Here is a 16,699-nt window from a genome sequence, read left to right on the forward strand (position 1 = left end):
CTATGCGCAAGCTTTTCGCCGCGCCGCTTTGTGCGGCCGCGCTTTTGCTGGCTGCCTGCTCCGGCCCGGACGACGGCGGCAACTTCGCGTTCCACTCGCCGGGCGGGCAAACTGAAATCTTCTACGAGGAGGCGGACCGCAAGCCCCTGGCCGGCTTCGAGGGCGAGTCGCTTCTCGACGAAGGCCAGACCATCGCCCTGAGTGATTTCGACGGCGAGATCGTTGTGCTCAACGCGTGGGGCCAGTGGTGCGCGCCGTGCCGTGCGGAGGTTGACGACTTGCAGCAGACCCACGAGCACCTCCAAGCGCGTGGCGTCGGCACCGTGCTGGGCATCAACGTACGCGACCCGAACCCGCAGATCGCGCTGGACTTCCTGGCGGATAACGGCGTGACCTACCCGTCCATCTACGACCCGCCGTTTAAGACCGCGGCGCAGTTGGGCGGCGTGCCCAGCTCCGTCATCCCGACGACCATCGTTCTGGACAAGCAGCACCGCCCGGCGGCGGTGTTCTTGCGCGCCGTTTCTGCGGACGAGCTGATCGAGCTCACCGACCGCCTGGCCGAGGAGGCGTAGGTGGGGTTCGCGGAACTGGCGGCGGACGGCCCGCTGCTGCTGGGCCTGCTTGCGGCGGCGGTCGCCGGCCTGGTGTCCTTTGCTTCCCCGTGCGTGATCCCGCTGGTGCCGGGCTACATCTCGTATTTGACCGGCGTGGTCGGCGGGGAGATGACGCTGGATGAAAAGGGCGCGCGCGTGTCCCGCAAGCACTGGGCCGTGGCGGGCGCGGCGGCGTTGTTCATCGCCGGGTTCACCGTGGTGTTCCTGCTGGCCACCGTCACCGTTTTCGGCGCGGTGCGCGCGATCGCGCTCAACGCCGACACGCTGATGCGCATCGGCGGGGTGGTGACCATCCTCATGGGCGTGGTGTTCATGGGTGCGGTGCCCGTCCTGCAAAAAGACACCCGTTTCCAGCCGAAGAAGTGGACCACCATCCTCGGCGCGCCCCTGCTCGGCGGGGTGTTCGCGCTCGGCTGGACGCCGTGCTTGGGCCCGACGCTGGCGTCCATCATCTCGGTGTCCGTGGGCACCGCGGGGCTCACGGCCGCGCGCGGCGTGCTGCTGGTCATCGCGTACTGCCTGGGCCTTGGCCTGCCGTTTCTCTTGGTGGCGCTGGGGTCCTCGTTCGCGGTGCGCGGCATCGACGTGCTGCGCCGCCATTCCCGCGCCATCCAGATCGCCGGCGGCATCGCCATGATCCTCGTCGGGCTGATGCTTGTGACCGGCGCGTGGAACGGCTTCATCGGCTGGACCCGCCAGCTCGTTGACGGATTCGGAGGGACGATCATCTAAATGCGCACCGCTTTGACTTGGCTGAAAAAGGCGTGGCACTGGCTCACCAGCATGCGCACCGCCCTGATGCTGCTGTTCGTGCTGGCCGTCGCGTCCATCCCGGGCGCGCTCCTGCCGCAGCGCACTGTGTCGTCCTCGCTGGTGGACGACTACCTCAAGGCCAACCCCACCACCGGCCCGATCTACGACAAGCTGCAGCTTTTCGACGTCTTCCAGTCCACGTGGTTCCTCGCCATCATCGTGCTGTTGACCATCTCCCTGGTCGGCTGCATCATTCCGCGTTCCATCGACCACTGGCGCGCCTACAAGGCCAAGCCGACGCGCGCGCCGAAGTACTTGGGACGCATGCCGCACCACGTGGAGGGGGAGGTCGCGGGGGCACCGGAGGACGTCGAGAAGCAGTTGCGTGAACAGCTGAAACGCTGGCACGTGGCGTCCTACACCCAGGACGAGGACCGCGCCGGGGCGTACTCGATTTCCGCGGAGCGCGGCTACACCCGCGAGCTGATGAACCTGATTTTCCACATCGGCATCGTCGCGATGATCCTCACCTTCGTGGCCGGCCGCTTGGTCTTCTACGAAGGCCAGGTCATCGTGGTGACCAATTCGGAGGCAGAATCCGCGGTGCCGGTGGAGCAATCGAGGGTGTTCTGCAACACCTCGCCCGCCAACTTCGACGTCTTCCGGGCAGGCCCGCTTTTCGACGGCACCGGCCTGACCCCGTTCTGCTTCGAATCCCAAAATTTCTCGGCCACCTACCTGAACAACGGCCAGGCCAACGAGTTCTCCTCCGACATCACCTACACCGATGACCTGACGGTGCCGCAGGAGCAGTGGGAGCCGGCGAATCTGGCGGTGAACCACCCGCTTCGCATCAATGGCGACCGGATCTACCTGCAGGGCCACGGGTTCGCTCCGCAGGTGACGCTGACCTGGCCGAACGGGGAGACCCGCACCCAGATGGTGCAGTTTAGGCCCACCGACGTGTTCACGTTCCTGTCCTCTGGCGTGATGCGCTTCGACCCGCCCGCCGGCATGTACCCGGACCTGACGGAGCGCCGCCAGCACCAGATCGCCATCGAGGGCAACTTTGCGCCCACCGCCCGCTGGGCCGGGCCGAACGGCGACCAGCTGCAGTCCGCGTTCCCCTCCATGGACGACCCGGCGGTGTCCGTGGACGTCTACGTCGGCGACGCCGGCTTGGACACCGGCCGGCCCCAGAACGTGTTCGTGCTGGACCAGTCCCTGGTCGCCGACGGGCGCCTGGAGAAGGTCTCTCGCGTCCAGCTCACCCCCGGCTCCGAGGCCACTGTGGACACCGGCGACGGCGAGGTCAAGGTGCGTTTCGACGGCGCCGCCGAGTACGCCAACTACCAGATCTCCCGCGACCCGACGCAGGTGTGGGCGCTGCTGGCGGCCGCGGTGATGCTCGCGGGGCTGGCTGGCTCGCTGGCGATCAAGCGCCGCCGTATCTGGGTTCGGCTGCGGCCGGGGACCTCGGCCGCAGGGGAGGCGGTCACCCACGTCGAGCTGGCCGGGCTCGCCCGCACCGACCGCGCCGGGTGGGGCCGCGAATTCGACGACATCGCCGCCGCCATCCTCGGGCTCGACCCCGACGACGATGAGGGCGAGCAGGGGGAGTTCAACCCCTATGACCTTTGATAACGCCTGCTAGTGGGGTAGGTTATGGGCATGCTCGTCAACACAACCATGGCGGAGCTGTCTGACCTGACGTTCCGCACCGCATTCATCGTCTACATCGTGGCGCTGATTCTGGCGTTCATCTACTACGGCCGCGTCAACAGCGTCATCGAGGCGCGCCGCGAGGCCCTGGCGGAGCAGAAGGTGCTGGTTGGCGCTGGGGGACCGGAGGTCGTCGAGAAGCAAAAGCCCGACGAGGACATGATCGCCAACGCCCGCAAATGGGCTGGCATGACCCAGGCGCTTGTCTGGGTCGGCGTGGCGCTGCACCTGGTGGCGTTTGTCACCCGCGGGCTCGCCGCCGGGCGGTTCCCGCTGGGCAACCTGTACGAGTACATCCTGTTCATGACCGCCGTGATCATGGTCGTCGCCGCCGTAGTGGTGCAGCGCAAGAACTGGCACACCGTCTGGCCGTGGCTGCTGTTCCCCATGGTCATCGCCATGTTCTTGAACTCCACGGTGTTCCACATGCAGGCCGCGCCCGTGGTGCCCGCGCTGCAGTCCTACTGGATGCCAGTGCACGTGTCTACGGTGTCCATCGGCGCGTCCGTGGGCCTGGTCTCCGGCGCGTTCGCCCTGCTGTACCTGCTGCGCATGCGCCAGCCGCGCGGCGAAGAACACGGATTCCTGGGTGCGATCCTCCGCCCGCTGCCGGACGCGAAAACGCTGGACCAGATCGCGTACAAAACCGCGGTGGTGACGCTGCCGCTGTTCGGCATCGGCATCGTCTTCGGTGCCATCTGGGCCGAGGTGGCCTGGGGCCGTTTCTGGGGCTGGGACGCCAAGGAAACCGTCTCCATGGTCACCTGGATCCTCTACGCCGCCTACCTCCACGCGCGTGCCACGGCCGGCTGGAAGTCCACCGCCGCCGCCTGGATCAACGTCTTCGCCATGGCCATGACGATCTTTAACATGACCTACGTCAACACCGTGGTCGCTGGCCTGCACTCCTACGCGGGGCTGAACTAGTGAAGGTGCTGATCACCGGCGGCGCCGGCTACATCGGGTCCACTATTGCGTCGTGCTGCGCGGACGCCGGGATCACCCCGGTGATCCTGGACGATTTCTCCACCGGCCTGCGCGTCTTCGGCCAGCGCTTCGCCTGCTACGAGGGCGACGTCGCCGACGTTGATGTGCTGGAGCGGGTGTTCGCGGAGCACTCGGACATCGACGCTGTAATCCACTGCGCCGCCAAAATCGTCGTGCCCGAGTCCGTGGAGCAGCCGCTGGTCTACTACGACAACAACGTGGGCAAAGCCATCACGCTGCTGCAGGTGATGGAGCAGCACGGCGTGCGCCGGTTCGTGTTGTCGTCGACGGCGTCGATGTACGAGCCGGGGCCGGACTACATGGTGGACGAGACCAGCGCCGTGGATCCCCAGAGCCCGTACGCGGCGTCGAAGTGGCTGCTGGAGCGTGTGCTTCGCGACGAATCCGCCACCGGCAGGTTAGGCGTCGTCGCCCTGCGCTACTTCAACCCGATCGGCGCCGACCCTGCGCTTCGTACTGGCCTGCAGAACCCGCACCCGACCCACGCCATGGGCAAGATGATCGAGGCCCACGCCGCCGGCGAGCCGTTCACCGTCACCGGCGTGGACTGGCCCACCCGCGATGGCTCTGGCCTGCGCGACTACATCCACGTCTGGGACCTGGCCCGCGCGCACGTCGCGGTTTTGCAGCGCTTCGACTCGGTGGTGGGGGATTCCGGCTACGACGTGATCAACCTCGGCACCGGCCAAGGCACCACCGTCTTCGAGCTCGCAGAGGCGTTCGGCGAAGCCACCGGCACGCCACTCGAGGTCCGCACCGGCCCCGCGCGCCCCGGCGACGTGGTCGGCAGCGCGTCGCGTACCGACAAGGCCCAGTCGGTGTTGGGGTGGTCCGCGGAGCGCTCGCTTGTCGACGGCGTCCGCGACGCCCTCGCCTGGTCCAAGAAACTGCCCGCAGTGCTCGCCGAGGAAGCCGGACTGAAGGAGGCGGGCCGATGAGCGACGCCCACCACAAACCCCGCAACAAGCAGGGCAAACCCGCCAGCGACGACCCGGTGCTGATCGCGCTGGGGGAGCAGATCGCCGCCAGGCGCCGCGCCACCGGCCGCCTTCAACAGGACGTCGCCGACGCCGCCGGGGTGTCCCGCTCCACCCTGCACACCATCGAGCACGGCGGCGCCGGCGTGCGCTGGGAGAAGGTCATCGCCGTGGCGGCCGAGCTCGGCCTGCGCGTCGGGTTCACCGAGGCGTAGGTCGGGCTTCTTCCGCTCGCCGCGGCCGCGTTCCGCCCCCCGCCGCTGACACTCCGCGGCGGAATCTGTCAGAGGGCCCCTATTTGCCCAGGTCGGCGCAAACGGCCGCCGTGATTTGTCAGGAATCTGGCGCCCGTTCGAAATTTGTTCACTGGGCTAGTGAACAAATTCAGACGGGCTGGCAAAAGCCCTAGATGTCGTCGCGCTGCTCGTCGTCGCGGCGCTTCCGCTCCGCCTCGGCCTCGGAACGACGCCGCTCCAGCTCACGTCGCTCGGCCTCCCGGCGCTCGGCCTCTTCACGCGCGCGGCGCTCCTTGAACCGGTTCTTTTCGATGTTCCAGAGGAACTCTTCGTCGTCGTCAGGCCCCTTGATCACGGGTTTCTGCTCCACCTGCCGCTGCGACCCGCCGCGCAGCGACCCGTAGCGCTCGGCGGAGCCGGGGCCGAACGCGCGCCAGAGCAGCACGGCGGCCAGGACGACCAATGCGAGGAGTAGCAACCTTCCCATGGTTTTAAACATACTTGCCCGCCGGATAGGGTGAATAACCGTGACTGATCAACGTTCTCCGCAGGTAGACCCCGGGGCGAAATCGAGGGCGAACAAGGCCGTGGCCATCTACGGCTTGGACCGCCTGCTTTTGTTCATCGCGCTGACGGTGGTGATCCAGCTCGCCGCGGTGCTCATTGGCGCGCCGGTGCCGGTGATTATGTCGGCGCTGCTGGCGCTGATTGTGGCGTTCCCGCTGTCGATGCTGCTGTTTAAGCGCCACCGCATTGAGGCGAATGAGGCTGTCGCGGAGCTGAAGCACCAGCGCCAGGCGCGCAAGGACTGGATTCAGTCCGAGCTCGCCGAACGCTAGCTCGCTAATCGACGCACCAAAGGTTTAGTCCCGCCTCAGCTCATGGCTGAGCGCCTCCAGCTCTCCGCCTCCGGCCATCTGGTGGGTCAGCTCCTCGAGGGTGACCTCGGAACGAGGCGCGTCGAGCTCCTGGTGGCCGAGCTTCAAGATGGTGAAGTGGTCGCCCACCAAGAAGGCGTGGTGGGGGTTGTGGGTGACTAACACGACGGCGATGCCGCGCTCGCGGGCGGCGGCGACCATGCGCAGCACCGCCCCGGACTGTTTCACGCCGAGGGCGGCGGTGGGCTCGTCGAGGATGAGCACTCGTGCGCCGAAGTAGACGGCACGGGCGATGGCGATGACCTGGCGTTGGCCGCCGGAGAGGTTGCCGGCCTCGACGTCCACGTCGGGGATGTCAATGCCCATCTCTAGAAGCTGCTCGGAGCAGATCCGCTTCATCTCGGCCTGGCGCAGCACGCCGAACGCGCCGGTGAGTTCCTGGCCGAGGAAGAAGTTGCGCCACACGCTGAGCTCGTCGACGATCGCCAGCGTCTGGTGGACGGTGGCGATGCCGGCGCTGATGGCGTCGCGGGGGGAGGTGAGGGTGGAGGCGGAGCCGTCGATAAGCATGGTGCCCGAGGTGGGTTGATGCAGGCCCGACAGGATTTTGATCAGGGTGGACTTGCCGGCGCCATTGTCGCCGAGCACGCAGGTGACTTCGCCTTCGCGCACGGCGAGGTTGACGCCGCGCAGCGCCTCGAAGCTGCCGTAGGACTTGGTGATGTTTTCCAGTTCGATGACAGCCACTTAGCGCCCCTTGGTGTATTTGGCGAAGGAGGTGTTTGCGAGCACCGCCACCAGCAGCGTCGCGCCGAGGAAGAACTTGAACCAGTCCGGGTTCCAGCCGGCGTAGACGATGCCCTGGTTGGTCATGCCGAAGATCAGCGCGCCGATGGCGGTGCCGACGGCGGTGCCGCGCCCGCCCGTCATAGCGCAGCCGCCGATGACCGCGGCGATGATGTAGAGGAACTCGTTGCCCACGCCCTGGCCGGCCTGGATGGAGTCGAAGGCGAACAGGGTGTGCATGCCGACGAACCACGCGGCGAAGCCGATGCCCATGAACAGCAGAATCTTCACGCGGCGCACCGGCACGCCGACGGCGCGGGCGGCATCGGCGTTGCCGCCGACCGCGGTGATCCAGCCGCCGAGCTTGGTGCGGAACAGCACGAACGACGCCACGGCGACGAAAAAGATCCACCACAGGACGGTCACCGAGATGCGCACGTTGCCGATGTGGAAGTTGCCGGCGAACACGGCGTGGGCGGACGGGAAGCCCTCCATGTCCGCGATGGTGGGGGTGGCCACTTGGCCGGTGACCAGCTTCGTCACCGCAAGGTTGAGGCCTTGGAGCATGAGGAAGGCCGCCAGGGTGATCAGGAAGGAATCGATGCCGGTGCGCGTAACCATAATGCCGTTGAGCGCGCCGATGGCCAGCGAGATCCCCAGCGCGAGGAACGCGCCCACCCACGAGTTCAGGTGCAGGTTGTAGTTCAGCATCGTCGCGGCCAGCGCGGCGGTGGTCACGGCGACGCCGGAGGAGAGGTCGAACTCCCCGCCGATCATGAGCATGCCCACCGCCAGCGCCACAATGCCCAGGGTGGAGCTGGCGTACAACGTGGTGGCCAGCGCCTCAAAGGAGCGAAACGCCGGCGCCACGGAGAGGAAGAAGACGAAGATGGCGATGAAGCCGAGGAGGCTGGCAAACTCCGGGCGGCGGATCAGGCGCGCGAACCCGGTGCGGGTTTTCAGGCGGTCGTCCCTCATCGCATGCCCGCCTTCGCGGCCTCTTCGACCTTGTCCACGTTGCTTTGGTCCACGAAGCTCGGGCCCGTGTAGACGGGGCGCCCGCCGCCGAGGGTGCCGCCGTTGCGTTTTGCAATCCACAGCGAGTCTACCGCCAGGTAGCCCTGCAGGTACGGCTGCTGGTCCACGGCCCACGCCACGCGGCCGTCCGCGATGGCGCCGACGAGCTCCGCGTTGGTGTCGAAGGTGGACACCTGCGCCTGCGCGCCGGACTGGTTCACGGATTCCACGGCGCGCATCGCCACCGGCGCCTGCAGCGCAAACACGGTGTCGAACGAGCGGTCCTGGGAAAGCTTGGAGGAGATGGTGGACTGCACCGAGGTGAGGTCCTGGCCGTTGACGTACAGCAGCTCCACCGCGTTTGAGTCGCCGCCGAGGCCGTCGCGCACACCGTCGCAGCGCGCCTCCTGTGACGAGTTGCCCTGCTCGTGGATCACGCACAGCACCTTCTTTTTGCCTTCCTCCTTGAGCCGCTCGCCGGCGGCGCGGCCGGCCACGGTCTCGTCCTGGCCGAAGAAGCCGGTCATCCCGTAGTCCTGGTACGCGGTCATGCCGGCGTTGAGCCCCACCACGGGGATGCCATGGTCCACGGCGTCACGCGCCGCCGGGCCGATCGCCTCCGCATTCGGCATGGTCACGGCGATGCCGTCCACGCCCGCGTCCACCGCGGAGCGCACGAGGTTCGCCTGGTTGGGCGCCTGCGGGTCGGAGGAGTAGCGCAGCTCGATGTTGTCTTTCTTCGCGGCGTCCTCGGCGCCCTTGCGCACGAGGTCCCAGTAGGTGTCGCCGGGCGCGCCGTGGGTGACCATCGCCACCACGTACCGCGGGGTGTCCACGCCGCCCGCCGTGCCGTCGCCGTCTTCGTTGCGGGGGGCTCCGCCTGTCGACGAGCATCCGCCCAACACCGCCACCACCGCAAGCAACACGGCGGCCACTGATTTCCGCGCCTTGGTCATTGCCAAAGTGTGAACCACTCCACTCGCTCCGTCAAGCGAAGGCACCTAGAACACCCCGGCGATGAGCAGCATCGCGGGCAGCGCCAGGAACGTGGTGAGAAAGACCGTGTCGCGGCAAATCACCTCACCCGAGCGGTACGTCGCCGCGTAGTTGTACACGTTCTGCGCAGTGGGCAGCGCGCACAGGATCAGCGCGGCGTACATCTCTTCCGGCCCTAGGTGCAGAAGCTTTGCGACGATCCATGCCACCGCCGGCATACCCACCAGCTTCAACGCGGTGGCGGTGAGGGTGGGGCCGCGGTGGCTTGTCAGCACCTTCTCACCGGTGAGTGAGGCGCCGAAGCTCATCAGGATCAGCGGGATGGACGCCCCGCCCAGGATCTCCAGCGGCGCGAGCACCGGCTCCGGCACGGTCCAGGATGCCGCGGAGACGGCGAAGCCCGCGAACGCCGCGACCACCACGGGAGCTGTCAGCCCGGACAGCACGGACTTGGAAACGCCGGAGGAGCTGCGGTCCAACCCGGCGATCACGATGGGGGAGAGCACCGCCATTTGCAGCACGAGGGCGGGCACGACGAAGGTGGCGTCGCCAAGCACATAGGTTGCGATGGGCAGGCCGATGTTGACGGAGTTGTAGTAGCTCGACGACGCCGCGCCCGCCATAGTCTCGGCCGCGTCCTGGTGGAAGAAGAGCGCGCTGATTGCCCAGTAGATGAGCATGGTCACCACCGTGGCGACGGCGATGACCAGGATGACCGGGGAGAAAAACGCGTCCGTGTCCGAGACCGCCACCGAAGAGAAGATCAGCGACGGGGTGGCCACGTGGAACGCGATGCGGTTGAGCTGCAGGCGCTGCTCGCCCGGCCCGATGACGCCTTTGTGGGCCAGCCACCACCCCGCCGCGATGACGGTGAAGATGATGGCGAAACCGGTGAGGACGTCAAGCATGCCGTGAGTGTATCGCCGGGGCTGGGGGTGGTCGCGTTTGGGAATGTGGCAAATATTTGCCACATTGCGAAAACGCGACACCTAGCTGTGATGTCCAGGGACGTTGTTCTGGCCCCCGCCCGTAATGACACCGTGCCGATTCAAGAAGTATCTGTCCAGACCGCTTGCCATTGAAGGCATGTTAGAGTTTGGGGCATGTCGAGTCCCGAATCAGACAGGTCAGGGGTTGTCGGTCACACCGCCAGCCCCTTGAACCACTAGTTACGACGCCCACGATCTGTGTGGGCGTATGTCTGGCGTACCCGGGGCGCTGGCCGTGGTGACAAGAAGAACCATTTCTTGATCTCACACCTCGGAGTACTCGATGCCTTTTGCCCTCTACATGCTTGCCCTGGCGGTCTTCGTCATGGGCACTTCAGAATTCATGCTCGCGGGATTGCTCCCCGCGATCGCGACCGAACTTGACGTCTCGGTCGGCACTGCGGGCCTGCTGACCTCCGCATTCGCAGTCGGTATGGTCGTCGGCGCGCCAGTGATGGCGGCATTCGCTCGCCGTTGGCCACCGCGGCTCACATTGATCGTTTGCCTTCTCGTGTTCGCGGGAAGCCACGTCATCGGAGCGATGACACCAGTGTTCTCTCTCCTGCTCATCACCCGGGTGCTCAGCGCTCTCGCAAACGCAGGATTCCTCGCCGTAGCACTGAGCACGGCCACTACCCTCGTGCCAGCGAACCAGAAGGGGCGTGCACTGTCGATCCTGCTCTCCGGCACGACGATCGCAACCGTCGTGGGCGTCCCCGCCGGGGCACTGCTCGGCACAGCGCTGGGCTGGCGAACGACGTTCTGGGCGATCGCCATCCTCTGTATTCCCGCGGCCGTTGGAGTCATTCGTGGCGTCACGAACAATGTTGGTCGGAGCGAGACTAGCGCGACCTCACCAAGGCTCCGTGTCGAGCTCAGCCAGTTGGCGACGCCGCGGCTCATCCTGGCCATGGCACTCGGAGCGCTGATCAACGGAGGGACCTTTGCGGCATTCACCTTCCTGGCACCCATCGTGACCGAGACCGCGGGCTTGGCCGAAGCGTGGGTGTCCGTCGCGCTGGTGATGTTCGGCATCGGATCGTTCCTTGGCGTCACGATCGCAGGACGACTATCAGATCAACGACCTGGCCTCGTGCTCGCAGTCGGCGGACCGCTATTGCTGACAGGCTGGATCGTGTTGGCAGTGGTCGCATCTCATCCCGTTGCGCTTATCGTCCTCGTCCTCGTTCAGGGATTCCTGTCGTTCGGCGTCGGCAGTACTCTGATCACGCGTGTGCTGTATGCAGCATCGGGTGCGCCAACGATGGGCGGTTCGTACGCAACCGCAGCATTGAATATCGGAGCTGCAGCGGGGCCCGTGCTTGGTGCGCTCGGGCTCGCGACCGGGCTGGGGCTGCTCGCGCCGGTTTGGGTCGCTTCGGTGCTGACAGCGATCGCTCTCGTCATCATGCTTCTCACCAGACGCGCGCTTACGAAGACCGCGGCGGAGGCCAATTGATGACCCATCCGAACGCTCTTCTCACTCCTCGTGCCCGTCTCCGGTTAGCTCGGCTGATTGTCGAAGACGGCTATCCGGCCACGATCGCCGCAAAGATGGGGTCGTTTGCGGGAGAGGGCGAAATCCTACGCTAAGGCTTTGGCCAACGATATTCTCCGGTAAGATTGATGTGTTCCCAGGGGATAGGAGAAGTCGCTTGATATCTAGTATGACGTCTGTCGCACCTGCTTGATCGCGGCCGCGATAGCTAGATCGCGTTGCTCCTCTTCTCCATCCGCGTTCCAAGCTGCGGAAAGGCACCCATAAGCGTACGCCTGGTCGAGCAGGCGACGCGGATCGACGTCCAGCGCACGAGAGAATGCGTCCGCCATCTGTGCAATGCGTCTAGGATCGAGACAAAGGTCGTCTCTGTCAGCCGGATCGTAGAACATATTGGCGGCGCCAAAGCCCACTTCACCGACCAGACCGACGGGATCTATCACCAGCCAGCCGCGACTGGAGAACATGATGTTTTCATGATGCAGATCGCCATGTAGCCCACGCAGTTCCGAGGCATTGCTCATCATTTGATCGGCTATAATCGCCGCGTGGACGTAGTCAGTTTGACAACCTGCGTTTTGATCATCGCGCGCCCGCTGAAACAAAGCTGCAAAGCGATCCCGGATCGGGAGAAGGGCAGAAGGCAGGGGTTCCTCAGATGCGGCATACAGCTTCGCCATTAGTTCCGCTGCAATTTCGGTCGCCTGGTAGTCGCCGTGCTCGGCAACGATGTGAGAGAGCATTCGCTCCCCGGCATATTCGAGCAACATCAGATTGTTCTCACGACCGAGCAACCGGACTGCTCCCCTCCCATTGCGCCATACCAGATAGTCGGCCCCGCGCAGTTCATCAGCAATGTCTTCTATAGGTTTCAATCCCTTGACGATTGCAGGAGTCCCGTCTGGCAATGAAACTTTCCAAACGAGGCTGGAAAAGGTGTCCGCAATGAGAACAGGTTGCGAAACGTGCCAATGAGCAGGAAAAACAGGCGGCATGAACATCAACCCCAAGTCAGAGGGTCCAATCGCAGATAGAAGGCAAGGCGTTCGCGGTCGGGGGCTTCGATCCCCAATACATTGAATAGGACAGCGAAGGCGCGCTCTGCTTCATCTGGCGCTGCCCAGTTCTCTTCGGCGTTAGCAATCATGAGTGCCAAATCGGCATAGCGATCTGCTGTTCCGAGCCGCCCAAGGTCGATCAGACCCGTGCATTGAAGAGTTTTAGGGTCCACCATGAAGTTCGGCATGCAGGGATCACCATGGCAAACAACCATATCGGTGCGCTCTTGGTCGAGCCGCACCGGTAGCTCTCGTTCGACACGAGCCAAAAGATCGAGCTGCGGCGTACTCTTGTCCTCGTCCGGTAAGAAGTCGGGATTGACGGCATTGCGGGACACCACATCAACGGCGCGTCCGAACATTCGCGACAGCCTGCGCTCAAACGGACATTGATCAACCGATAGGCTGTGAACAGCGCCAAGTTGCTGCCCCATTGACGGCCACGCTTTGAGCAAATCCGCTCCAGACAGATCAGCCGCCGGTACTCCCGGAATTGCCGTTATCACCAAGCATGCACCCTCCTGTTCCTCCTGCCAGTTGATCACCTCGGGGCAAGCCACACCTCGACCTTTGAGCCAAATGAGGCGGTCACGCTCTCCAGCGAGCTCACCGCGGCGGGAAGCAGGTGCGATTTTCGCGAAGGCATGCCCGTCACCACGTCGAAAAACAAAATCACCAGATTCTCCGCCTCTGACAGGCAACCAGTCAGAATGCGATTCACCAAAAAAAATATTAGTTCGATTCAATGGAGGTTCCTTCAGTTTTCTGATGAAGCGCGGAGGTGGCTCAACCTGCGAAAAGAAACGAGTTGCTACGTAAGTCCGAGAACATGCTTTCCATGGTCTCTGAGCTCGCCTTTGGGACCGACATATCGGTAGAGAGTGACGCGCTCGATGCCGAGTTCCTTGCAGAGATCGGAAACTGAAGTATCGCGCTGGGCCATGGCGGCTTGCGCGAGACGCACCTGAGCTTTGGTGAGCGCGAATTTTCGTCCGCCCTTGCGACCGCGCGCTCTCGCGGAGGCGAGACCCGCCATGGTGCGCTCTCGGATCAGATCCCGCTCGAACTCGGCCAAGGTGGCGAAGATTCCGAACACCATGCGACCGGACGCAGTCGTGGTGTCGATCTGAGCGGGCACTGTTGCAAAGTTAGCGATGAGGCAGCCTTTTGTCTTATTCAAAGGCCTTACATTTCAAAAACTCTGCTTACCAGGCGCATTTCGCCCAGGGGATCACCATAATAAAATGCTGAGGCCTGGCCTTTGCGTAGTGCACGCATCACCTCAATACCTTTGATGGTGGCGTAAGCCGTCTTCATGGATTTAAATCCCAGCGTGGCGCCGATTATCCGTTTCAGTTTGCCATGATCGCATTCAATCACGTTGTTCCGGTACTTAATCTGTCGGTGTTCAACGTCAGACGGGCACCGGCCTTCGCGTTTGAGCAGAGCAAGCGCGCGACCATAGGCGGGCGCTTTATCCGTGTTGATGAATCGTGGGATCTGCCACTTCTTCACGTTGTTGAGGATTTTACCCAGAAACCGGTATGCAGCTTTGCTGTTACGACGGGAGGAGAGATAAAAATCGACAGTGCGGCCCCGGCTGTCGACGGCCCGGTACAGATACGCCCAGCGGCCATTGACCTTCACGTAGGTTTCATCCATGTGCCACGGGCAAAGATCGGAAGGGTTACGCCAGTACCAGCGCAGCCGTTTTTCCATTTCAGGCGCATAACGCTGAACCCAGCGGTAAATCGTGGAGTGATCGACATTCACTCCGCGTTCAGCCAGCATCTCCTGCAGCTCACGGTAACTGATGCCGTATTTGCAGTACCAGCGTACGGCCCACAGAATGATGTCACGCTGAAAATGCCGGCCTTTGAATGGGTTCATGTGCAGCTCCATCAGCAAAAGGGGATGATAAGTTTATCACCACCGACTATTTGCAACAGTGCCCCGTCCGGATACTGCCAGATATCGGCGTCCAGGGAGATGTCCTGAAGCGCGGTGTCCGGAATTTCAGGTTTGTGTCTCTACAAAGACTAACTATCAGAAAAACTCATCGAGCATCAAATGAAACTGCAATTTATTCATATCAGGATTATCAATACCATATTTTTGAAAAAGCCGTTTCTGTAATGAAGGAGAAAACTCACCGAGGCAGTTCCATAGGATGGCAAGATCCTGGTATCGGTCTGCGATTCCGACTCGTCCAACATCAATACAACCTATTAATTTCCCCTCGTCAAAAATAAGGTTATCAAGTGAGAAATCACCATGAGTGACGACTGAATCCGGTGAGAATGGCAAAAGCTTATGCATTTCTTTCCAGACTTGTTCAACAGGCCAGCCATTACGCTCGTCATCAAAATCACTAGCATCAACCAAACCGTTATTCATTCGTGATTGCGCCTGAGCGAGACGAAATACGCGATCGCTGTTAAAAGGACAATTACAAACAGGAATCGAATGCAACCGGCGCAGGAACACTGCCAGCGCATCAACAATATTTTCACCTGAATCAGGATATTCTTCTAATACCTGGAATGCTGTTTTCCCGGGGATCGCAGTGGTGAGTAACCATGCATCATCAGGAGTACGGATAAAATGCTTGATGGTCGGAAGAGGCATAAATGCCGTCAGCCAGTTTAGTCTGACCATCTCATCTGTAACATCATTGGCAACGCTACCTTTGCCATGTTTCAGAAACAACTCTGGCGCATTGGGCTTCCCATACAATCGATAGATTGTCGCACCTGATTGCCCGACATTATCGCGAGCCCATCTATACCCATATAAATCAGCATCCAGGTTGGAATTTAATCGCGGCCTCGAGCAAGACGTTTCCCGTTGAATATGGCTCATAACCCCCCTTGTATTACTGTTTATGTAAGCAGACAGTTTTATTGTTCATGATGATATATTTTTATCTTGTGCAATATAACATGGGTTGGCACTGTTGCAAATAGTCGGTGGTGATAAACTTATCATCCCCTTTTGCTGATGGAGCTGCACATGAACCCATTCAAAGGCCGGCATTTTCAGCGTGACATCATTCTGTGGGCCGTACGCTGGTACTGCAAATACGGCATCAGTTACCGTGAGCTGCAGGAGATGCTGGCTGAACGCGGAGTGAATGTCGATCACTCCACGATTTACCGCTGGGTTCAGCGTTATGCGCCTGAAATGGAAAAACGGCTGCGCTGGTACTGGCGTAACCCTTCCGATCTTTGCCCGTGGCACATGGATGAAACCTACGTGAAGGTCAATGGCCGCTGGGCGTATCTGTACCGGGCCGTCGACAGCCGGGGCCGCACTGTCGATTTTTATCTCTCCTCCCGTCGTAACAGCAAAGCTGCATACCGGTTTCTGGGTAAAATCCTCAACAACGTGAAGAAGTGGCAGATCCCACGATTCATCAACACGGATAAAGCGCCCGCCTATGGTCGCGCGCTTGCTCTGCTCAAACGCGAAGGCCGGTGCCCGTCTGACGTTGAACACCGACAGATTAAGTACCGGAACAACGTGATTGAATGCGATCATGGCAAACTGAAACGGATAATCGGCGCCACGCTGGGATTTAAATCCATGAAGACGGCTTACGCCACCATCAAAGGTATTGAGGTGATGCGTGCACTACGCAAAGGCCAGGCCTCAGCATTTTATTATGGTGATCCCCTGGGCGAAATGCGCCTGGTAAGCAGAGTTTTTGAAATGTAAGGCCTTTGAATAAGACAAAAGGCTGCCTCATCGCTAACTTTGCAACAGTGCCTCTGAGCGCCCTTTCCAGTCAGAACCCGCAGGCCGATCTTGCGGTCTGACAGCTCCTTCACCGTGTTGACCAGATGGGCAAGCGATCGTCCGAGGCGATCGAGCTTCCAGACCACCAGCACATCGCCGTCACGCAATGACTTGAGGCAGGCAGTCAAGCCAGGGCGATCATCACGACCGCCGGAAGCAAGATCATCATAGATATTGTCCCGTTCGACACCTGCGGCGCGCAAGGCGTCGTGCTGCAGGTCGAGAGACTGCGAGCCATCGGCTTTGGAGACGCGGGCATATCCGATCAGCATGTATCACAAACGTTGGTTTGAGGCGGCGCTTCGGCCACGATTGCATTGACCTCTGGAAATGTATCTCAACCAGCTTCATAAACAAAGCGTCTTG

At 62.2% G+C, this 16,699-nt stretch carries 20 protein-coding genes and 2 pseudogenes; 11 read left to right on the plus strand and 11 right to left on the minus strand.

What is annotated here, in order from left to right; all coding sequences use genetic code 11:
• The first annotated feature begins 2 nt into the window (after positions 1 to 2).
• The 6 genes from ACX1NL_RS01315 to ACX1NL_RS01340 are packed head-to-tail and all read left to right on the plus strand — an operon-like array spanning position 3 to position 5,292.
• Positions 3 to 575 carry a TlpA disulfide reductase family protein gene (locus ACX1NL_RS01315; protein ID WP_458898426.1) on the plus strand — a complete coding sequence of 191 codons (573 nt, stop codon included), beginning with the start codon at positions 3 to 5 and terminating at the stop codon, positions 573 to 575.
• Entirely contained in the window at positions 576 to 1,349 is a 774-nt protein-coding gene (locus ACX1NL_RS01320; RefSeq protein ID WP_458898427.1) for a cytochrome c biogenesis CcdA family protein, read from the plus strand.
• The gene (locus ACX1NL_RS01325; protein WP_458898428.1) at positions 1,350 to 3,011 is read left to right on the plus strand and encodes a cytochrome c biogenesis protein ResB; all 1,662 of its coding nucleotides are present in this window, start codon (positions 1,350 to 1,352) and stop codon (positions 3,009 to 3,011) included.
• Between the two features lie 30 nt (positions 3,012 to 3,041).
• Positions 3,042 to 4,019, plus strand: a complete 978-nt coding sequence (gene ccsB / locus ACX1NL_RS01330; RefSeq protein WP_269952156.1) for a c-type cytochrome biogenesis protein CcsB — start codon at positions 3,042 to 3,044, stop codon at positions 4,017 to 4,019.
• Entirely contained in the window at positions 4,019 to 5,038 is a 1,020-nt protein-coding gene (gene galE, locus ACX1NL_RS01335; protein WP_458898429.1) for a UDP-glucose 4-epimerase GalE, read from the plus strand. Before ccsB ends, galE begins: the two co-directional genes overlap by 1 nt.
• On the plus strand, positions 5,035 to 5,292 hold the full coding sequence (locus ACX1NL_RS01340; protein WP_070844924.1) for a helix-turn-helix domain-containing protein: 258 nt from the start codon (positions 5,035 to 5,037) through the stop codon (positions 5,290 to 5,292). The genes galE and ACX1NL_RS01340 overlap by 4 nt, the downstream gene beginning before the upstream one ends.
• A 190-nt stretch (positions 5,293 to 5,482) precedes the next feature.
• Here the strand turns inward: ACX1NL_RS01340 and ACX1NL_RS01345 are convergent, their stop codons facing one another.
• Positions 5,483 to 5,800, minus strand: coding sequence for a hypothetical protein (locus ACX1NL_RS01345; RefSeq protein WP_070844923.1), 318 nt, complete (start codon positions 5,798 to 5,800; stop codon positions 5,483 to 5,485).
• A 40-nt stretch (positions 5,801 to 5,840) separates the two neighbouring features.
• Here ACX1NL_RS01345 and ACX1NL_RS01350 point away from each other — a divergent pair, with 40 nt between their 5' ends.
• Positions 5,841 to 6,152, plus strand: a complete 312-nt coding sequence (locus ACX1NL_RS01350) for a DUF4229 domain-containing protein (protein ID WP_083290284.1) — start codon at positions 5,841 to 5,843, stop codon at positions 6,150 to 6,152.
• A gap of 24 nt (positions 6,153 to 6,176) precedes the next feature.
• On the opposite strand, the gene ACX1NL_RS01355 is transcribed toward ACX1NL_RS01350, so the two are convergent.
• From ACX1NL_RS01355 to ACX1NL_RS01370, 4 genes are read right to left on the minus strand one after another with little or no spacing between them, the layout of a single operon-like run.
• Complete coding sequence (locus ACX1NL_RS01355; protein WP_311390015.1) at positions 6,177 to 6,938, minus strand: ATP-binding cassette domain-containing protein; 762 nt, start codon at positions 6,936 to 6,938, stop codon at positions 6,177 to 6,179.
• On the minus strand, positions 6,939 to 7,955 hold the full coding sequence (locus ACX1NL_RS01360) for an ABC transporter permease (protein WP_194560144.1): 1,017 nt from the start codon (positions 7,953 to 7,955) through the stop codon (positions 6,939 to 6,941).
• The gene (locus tag ACX1NL_RS01365; protein ID WP_458898430.1) at positions 7,952 to 8,950 is read right to left on the minus strand and encodes a substrate-binding domain-containing protein; all 999 of its coding nucleotides are present in this window, start codon (positions 8,948 to 8,950) and stop codon (positions 7,952 to 7,954) included. The genes ACX1NL_RS01360 and ACX1NL_RS01365 overlap by 4 nt, the downstream gene beginning before the upstream one ends.
• Positions 8,951 to 8,995: 45 nt before the next feature.
• Positions 8,996 to 9,898 (minus strand): AEC family transporter, encoded by a 903-nt coding sequence (locus ACX1NL_RS01370; RefSeq protein WP_194560146.1) that lies wholly within the window; start codon positions 9,896 to 9,898, stop codon positions 8,996 to 8,998.
• Positions 9,899 to 10,187: 289 nt separating this feature from the next.
• Between ACX1NL_RS01370 and ACX1NL_RS01375 the strand changes: the two genes are divergently transcribed.
• From ACX1NL_RS01375 to ACX1NL_RS01385, 3 genes and pseudogenes are all read left to right on the plus strand, one after another.
• Positions 10,188 to 10,241 carry a chloramphenicol resistance leader peptide gene (locus ACX1NL_RS01375; protein ID WP_011113070.1) on the plus strand — a complete coding sequence of 18 codons (54 nt, stop codon included), beginning with the start codon at positions 10,188 to 10,190 and terminating at the stop codon, positions 10,239 to 10,241.
• A 21-nt stretch (positions 10,242 to 10,262) separates the two neighbouring features.
• Positions 10,263 to 11,438 carry a chloramphenicol efflux MFS transporter Cmx gene (gene cmx, locus ACX1NL_RS01380; RefSeq protein ID WP_005297378.1) on the plus strand — a complete coding sequence of 392 codons (1,176 nt, stop codon included), beginning with the start codon at positions 10,263 to 10,265 and terminating at the stop codon, positions 11,436 to 11,438.
• Positions 11,438 to 11,536, plus strand: a pseudogene (locus ACX1NL_RS01385) (IS481 family transposase); the annotation flags it as partial. The gene cmx and the pseudogene ACX1NL_RS01385, both read left to right, overlap by 1 nt.
• A gap of 105 nt (positions 11,537 to 11,641) precedes the next feature.
• Here ACX1NL_RS01385 and ACX1NL_RS01390 read toward each other — a convergent pair.
• The 5 genes and pseudogenes from ACX1NL_RS01390 to aph(3')-Ia form a co-directional block, all read right to left on the minus strand.
• Positions 11,642 to 12,478 carry an aminoglycoside O-phosphotransferase APH(6)-Id gene (locus ACX1NL_RS01390; RefSeq protein ID WP_000480968.1) on the minus strand — a complete coding sequence of 279 codons (837 nt, stop codon included), beginning with the start codon at positions 12,476 to 12,478 and terminating at the stop codon, positions 11,642 to 11,644.
• Positions 12,478 to 13,281 (minus strand): aminoglycoside O-phosphotransferase APH(3'')-Ib, encoded by an 804-nt coding sequence (gene aph(3'')-Ib / locus ACX1NL_RS01395; RefSeq protein WP_001082319.1) that lies wholly within the window; start codon positions 13,279 to 13,281, stop codon positions 12,478 to 12,480. The genes ACX1NL_RS01390 and aph(3'')-Ib overlap by 1 nt, the downstream gene beginning before the upstream one ends.
• A 65-nt stretch (positions 13,282 to 13,346) precedes the next feature.
• Positions 13,347 to 13,667: pseudogene (locus ACX1NL_RS01400) on the minus strand (recombinase family protein); the annotation flags it as partial.
• A gap of 53 nt (positions 13,668 to 13,720) precedes the next feature.
• The gene (locus ACX1NL_RS01405; RefSeq protein ID WP_001067855.1) at positions 13,721 to 14,425 is read right to left on the minus strand and encodes an IS6-like element IS26 family transposase; all 705 of its coding nucleotides are present in this window, start codon (positions 14,423 to 14,425) and stop codon (positions 13,721 to 13,723) included.
• A gap of 156 nt (positions 14,426 to 14,581) precedes the next feature.
• The gene (aph(3')-Ia, locus tag ACX1NL_RS01410; protein WP_000018326.1) at positions 14,582 to 15,397 is read right to left on the minus strand and encodes an aminoglycoside O-phosphotransferase APH(3')-Ia; all 816 of its coding nucleotides are present in this window, start codon (positions 15,395 to 15,397) and stop codon (positions 14,582 to 14,584) included.
• Between the two features lie 150 nt (positions 15,398 to 15,547).
• On the opposite strand from aph(3')-Ia, the gene ACX1NL_RS01415 reads away from it, so the two are divergent.
• Positions 15,548 to 16,252, plus strand: coding sequence for an IS6-like element IS26 family transposase (locus tag ACX1NL_RS01415; protein ID WP_001067855.1), 705 nt, complete (start codon positions 15,548 to 15,550; stop codon positions 16,250 to 16,252).
• Here ACX1NL_RS01415 and ACX1NL_RS01420 read toward each other — a convergent pair.
• On the minus strand, positions 16,198 to 16,605 hold the full coding sequence (locus ACX1NL_RS01420; RefSeq protein WP_012360777.1) for a recombinase family protein: 408 nt from the start codon (positions 16,603 to 16,605) through the stop codon (positions 16,198 to 16,200). The genes ACX1NL_RS01415 and ACX1NL_RS01420 overlap by 55 nt on opposite strands.
• Positions 16,606 to 16,699 lie beyond the last annotated feature (94 nt).

This window comes from Corynebacterium sp. CQ3829_602738 (assembly GCF_054478435.1).

What these genes read in the sequence shown, in the direction of transcription:
- ACX1NL_RS01345 (WP_070844923.1), bottom strand. Translation starts at nt 5,800, where the DNA reads ATGGGAAGGTTGCTACTCCTCGCATTGGTCGTCCTGGCCGCCGTGCTG.
- cmx (WP_005297378.1), top strand. Translation starts at nt 10,263, where the DNA reads ATGCCTTTTGCCCTCTACATGCTTGCCCTGGCGGTCTTCGTCATGGGC.
- ACX1NL_RS01340 (WP_070844924.1), top strand. Translation starts at nt 5,035, where the DNA reads ATGAGCGACGCCCACCACAAACCCCGCAACAAGCAGGGCAAACCCGCC.
- ACX1NL_RS01415 (WP_001067855.1), top strand. Translation starts at nt 15,548, where the DNA reads ATGAACCCATTCAAAGGCCGGCATTTTCAGCGTGACATCATTCTGTGG.
- ACX1NL_RS01325 (WP_458898428.1), top strand. Translation starts at nt 1,350, where the DNA reads ATGCGCACCGCTTTGACTTGGCTGAAAAAGGCGTGGCACTGGCTCACC.
- ACX1NL_RS01390 (WP_000480968.1), bottom strand. Translation starts at nt 12,478, where the DNA reads ATGTTCATGCCGCCTGTTTTTCCTGCTCATTGGCACGTTTCGCAACCT.
- ACX1NL_RS01420 (WP_012360777.1), bottom strand. Translation starts at nt 16,605, where the DNA reads ATGCTGATCGGATATGCCCGCGTCTCCAAAGCCGATGGCTCGCAGTCT.
- ACX1NL_RS01360 (WP_194560144.1), bottom strand. Translation starts at nt 7,955, where the DNA reads ATGAGGGACGACCGCCTGAAAACCCGCACCGGGTTCGCGCGCCTGATC.
- ACX1NL_RS01370 (WP_194560146.1), bottom strand. Translation starts at nt 9,898, where the DNA reads ATGCTTGACGTCCTCACCGGTTTCGCCATCATCTTCACCGTCATCGCG.
- ACX1NL_RS01315 (WP_458898426.1), top strand. Translation starts at nt 3, where the DNA reads ATGCGCAAGCTTTTCGCCGCGCCGCTTTGTGCGGCCGCGCTTTTGCTG.
- ACX1NL_RS01365 (WP_458898430.1), bottom strand. Translation starts at nt 8,950, where the DNA reads ATGACCAAGGCGCGGAAATCAGTGGCCGCCGTGTTGCTTGCGGTGGTG.
- ACX1NL_RS01405 (WP_001067855.1), bottom strand. Translation starts at nt 14,425, where the DNA reads ATGAACCCATTCAAAGGCCGGCATTTTCAGCGTGACATCATTCTGTGG.
- ccsB (WP_269952156.1), top strand. Translation starts at nt 3,042, where the DNA reads ATGCTCGTCAACACAACCATGGCGGAGCTGTCTGACCTGACGTTCCGC.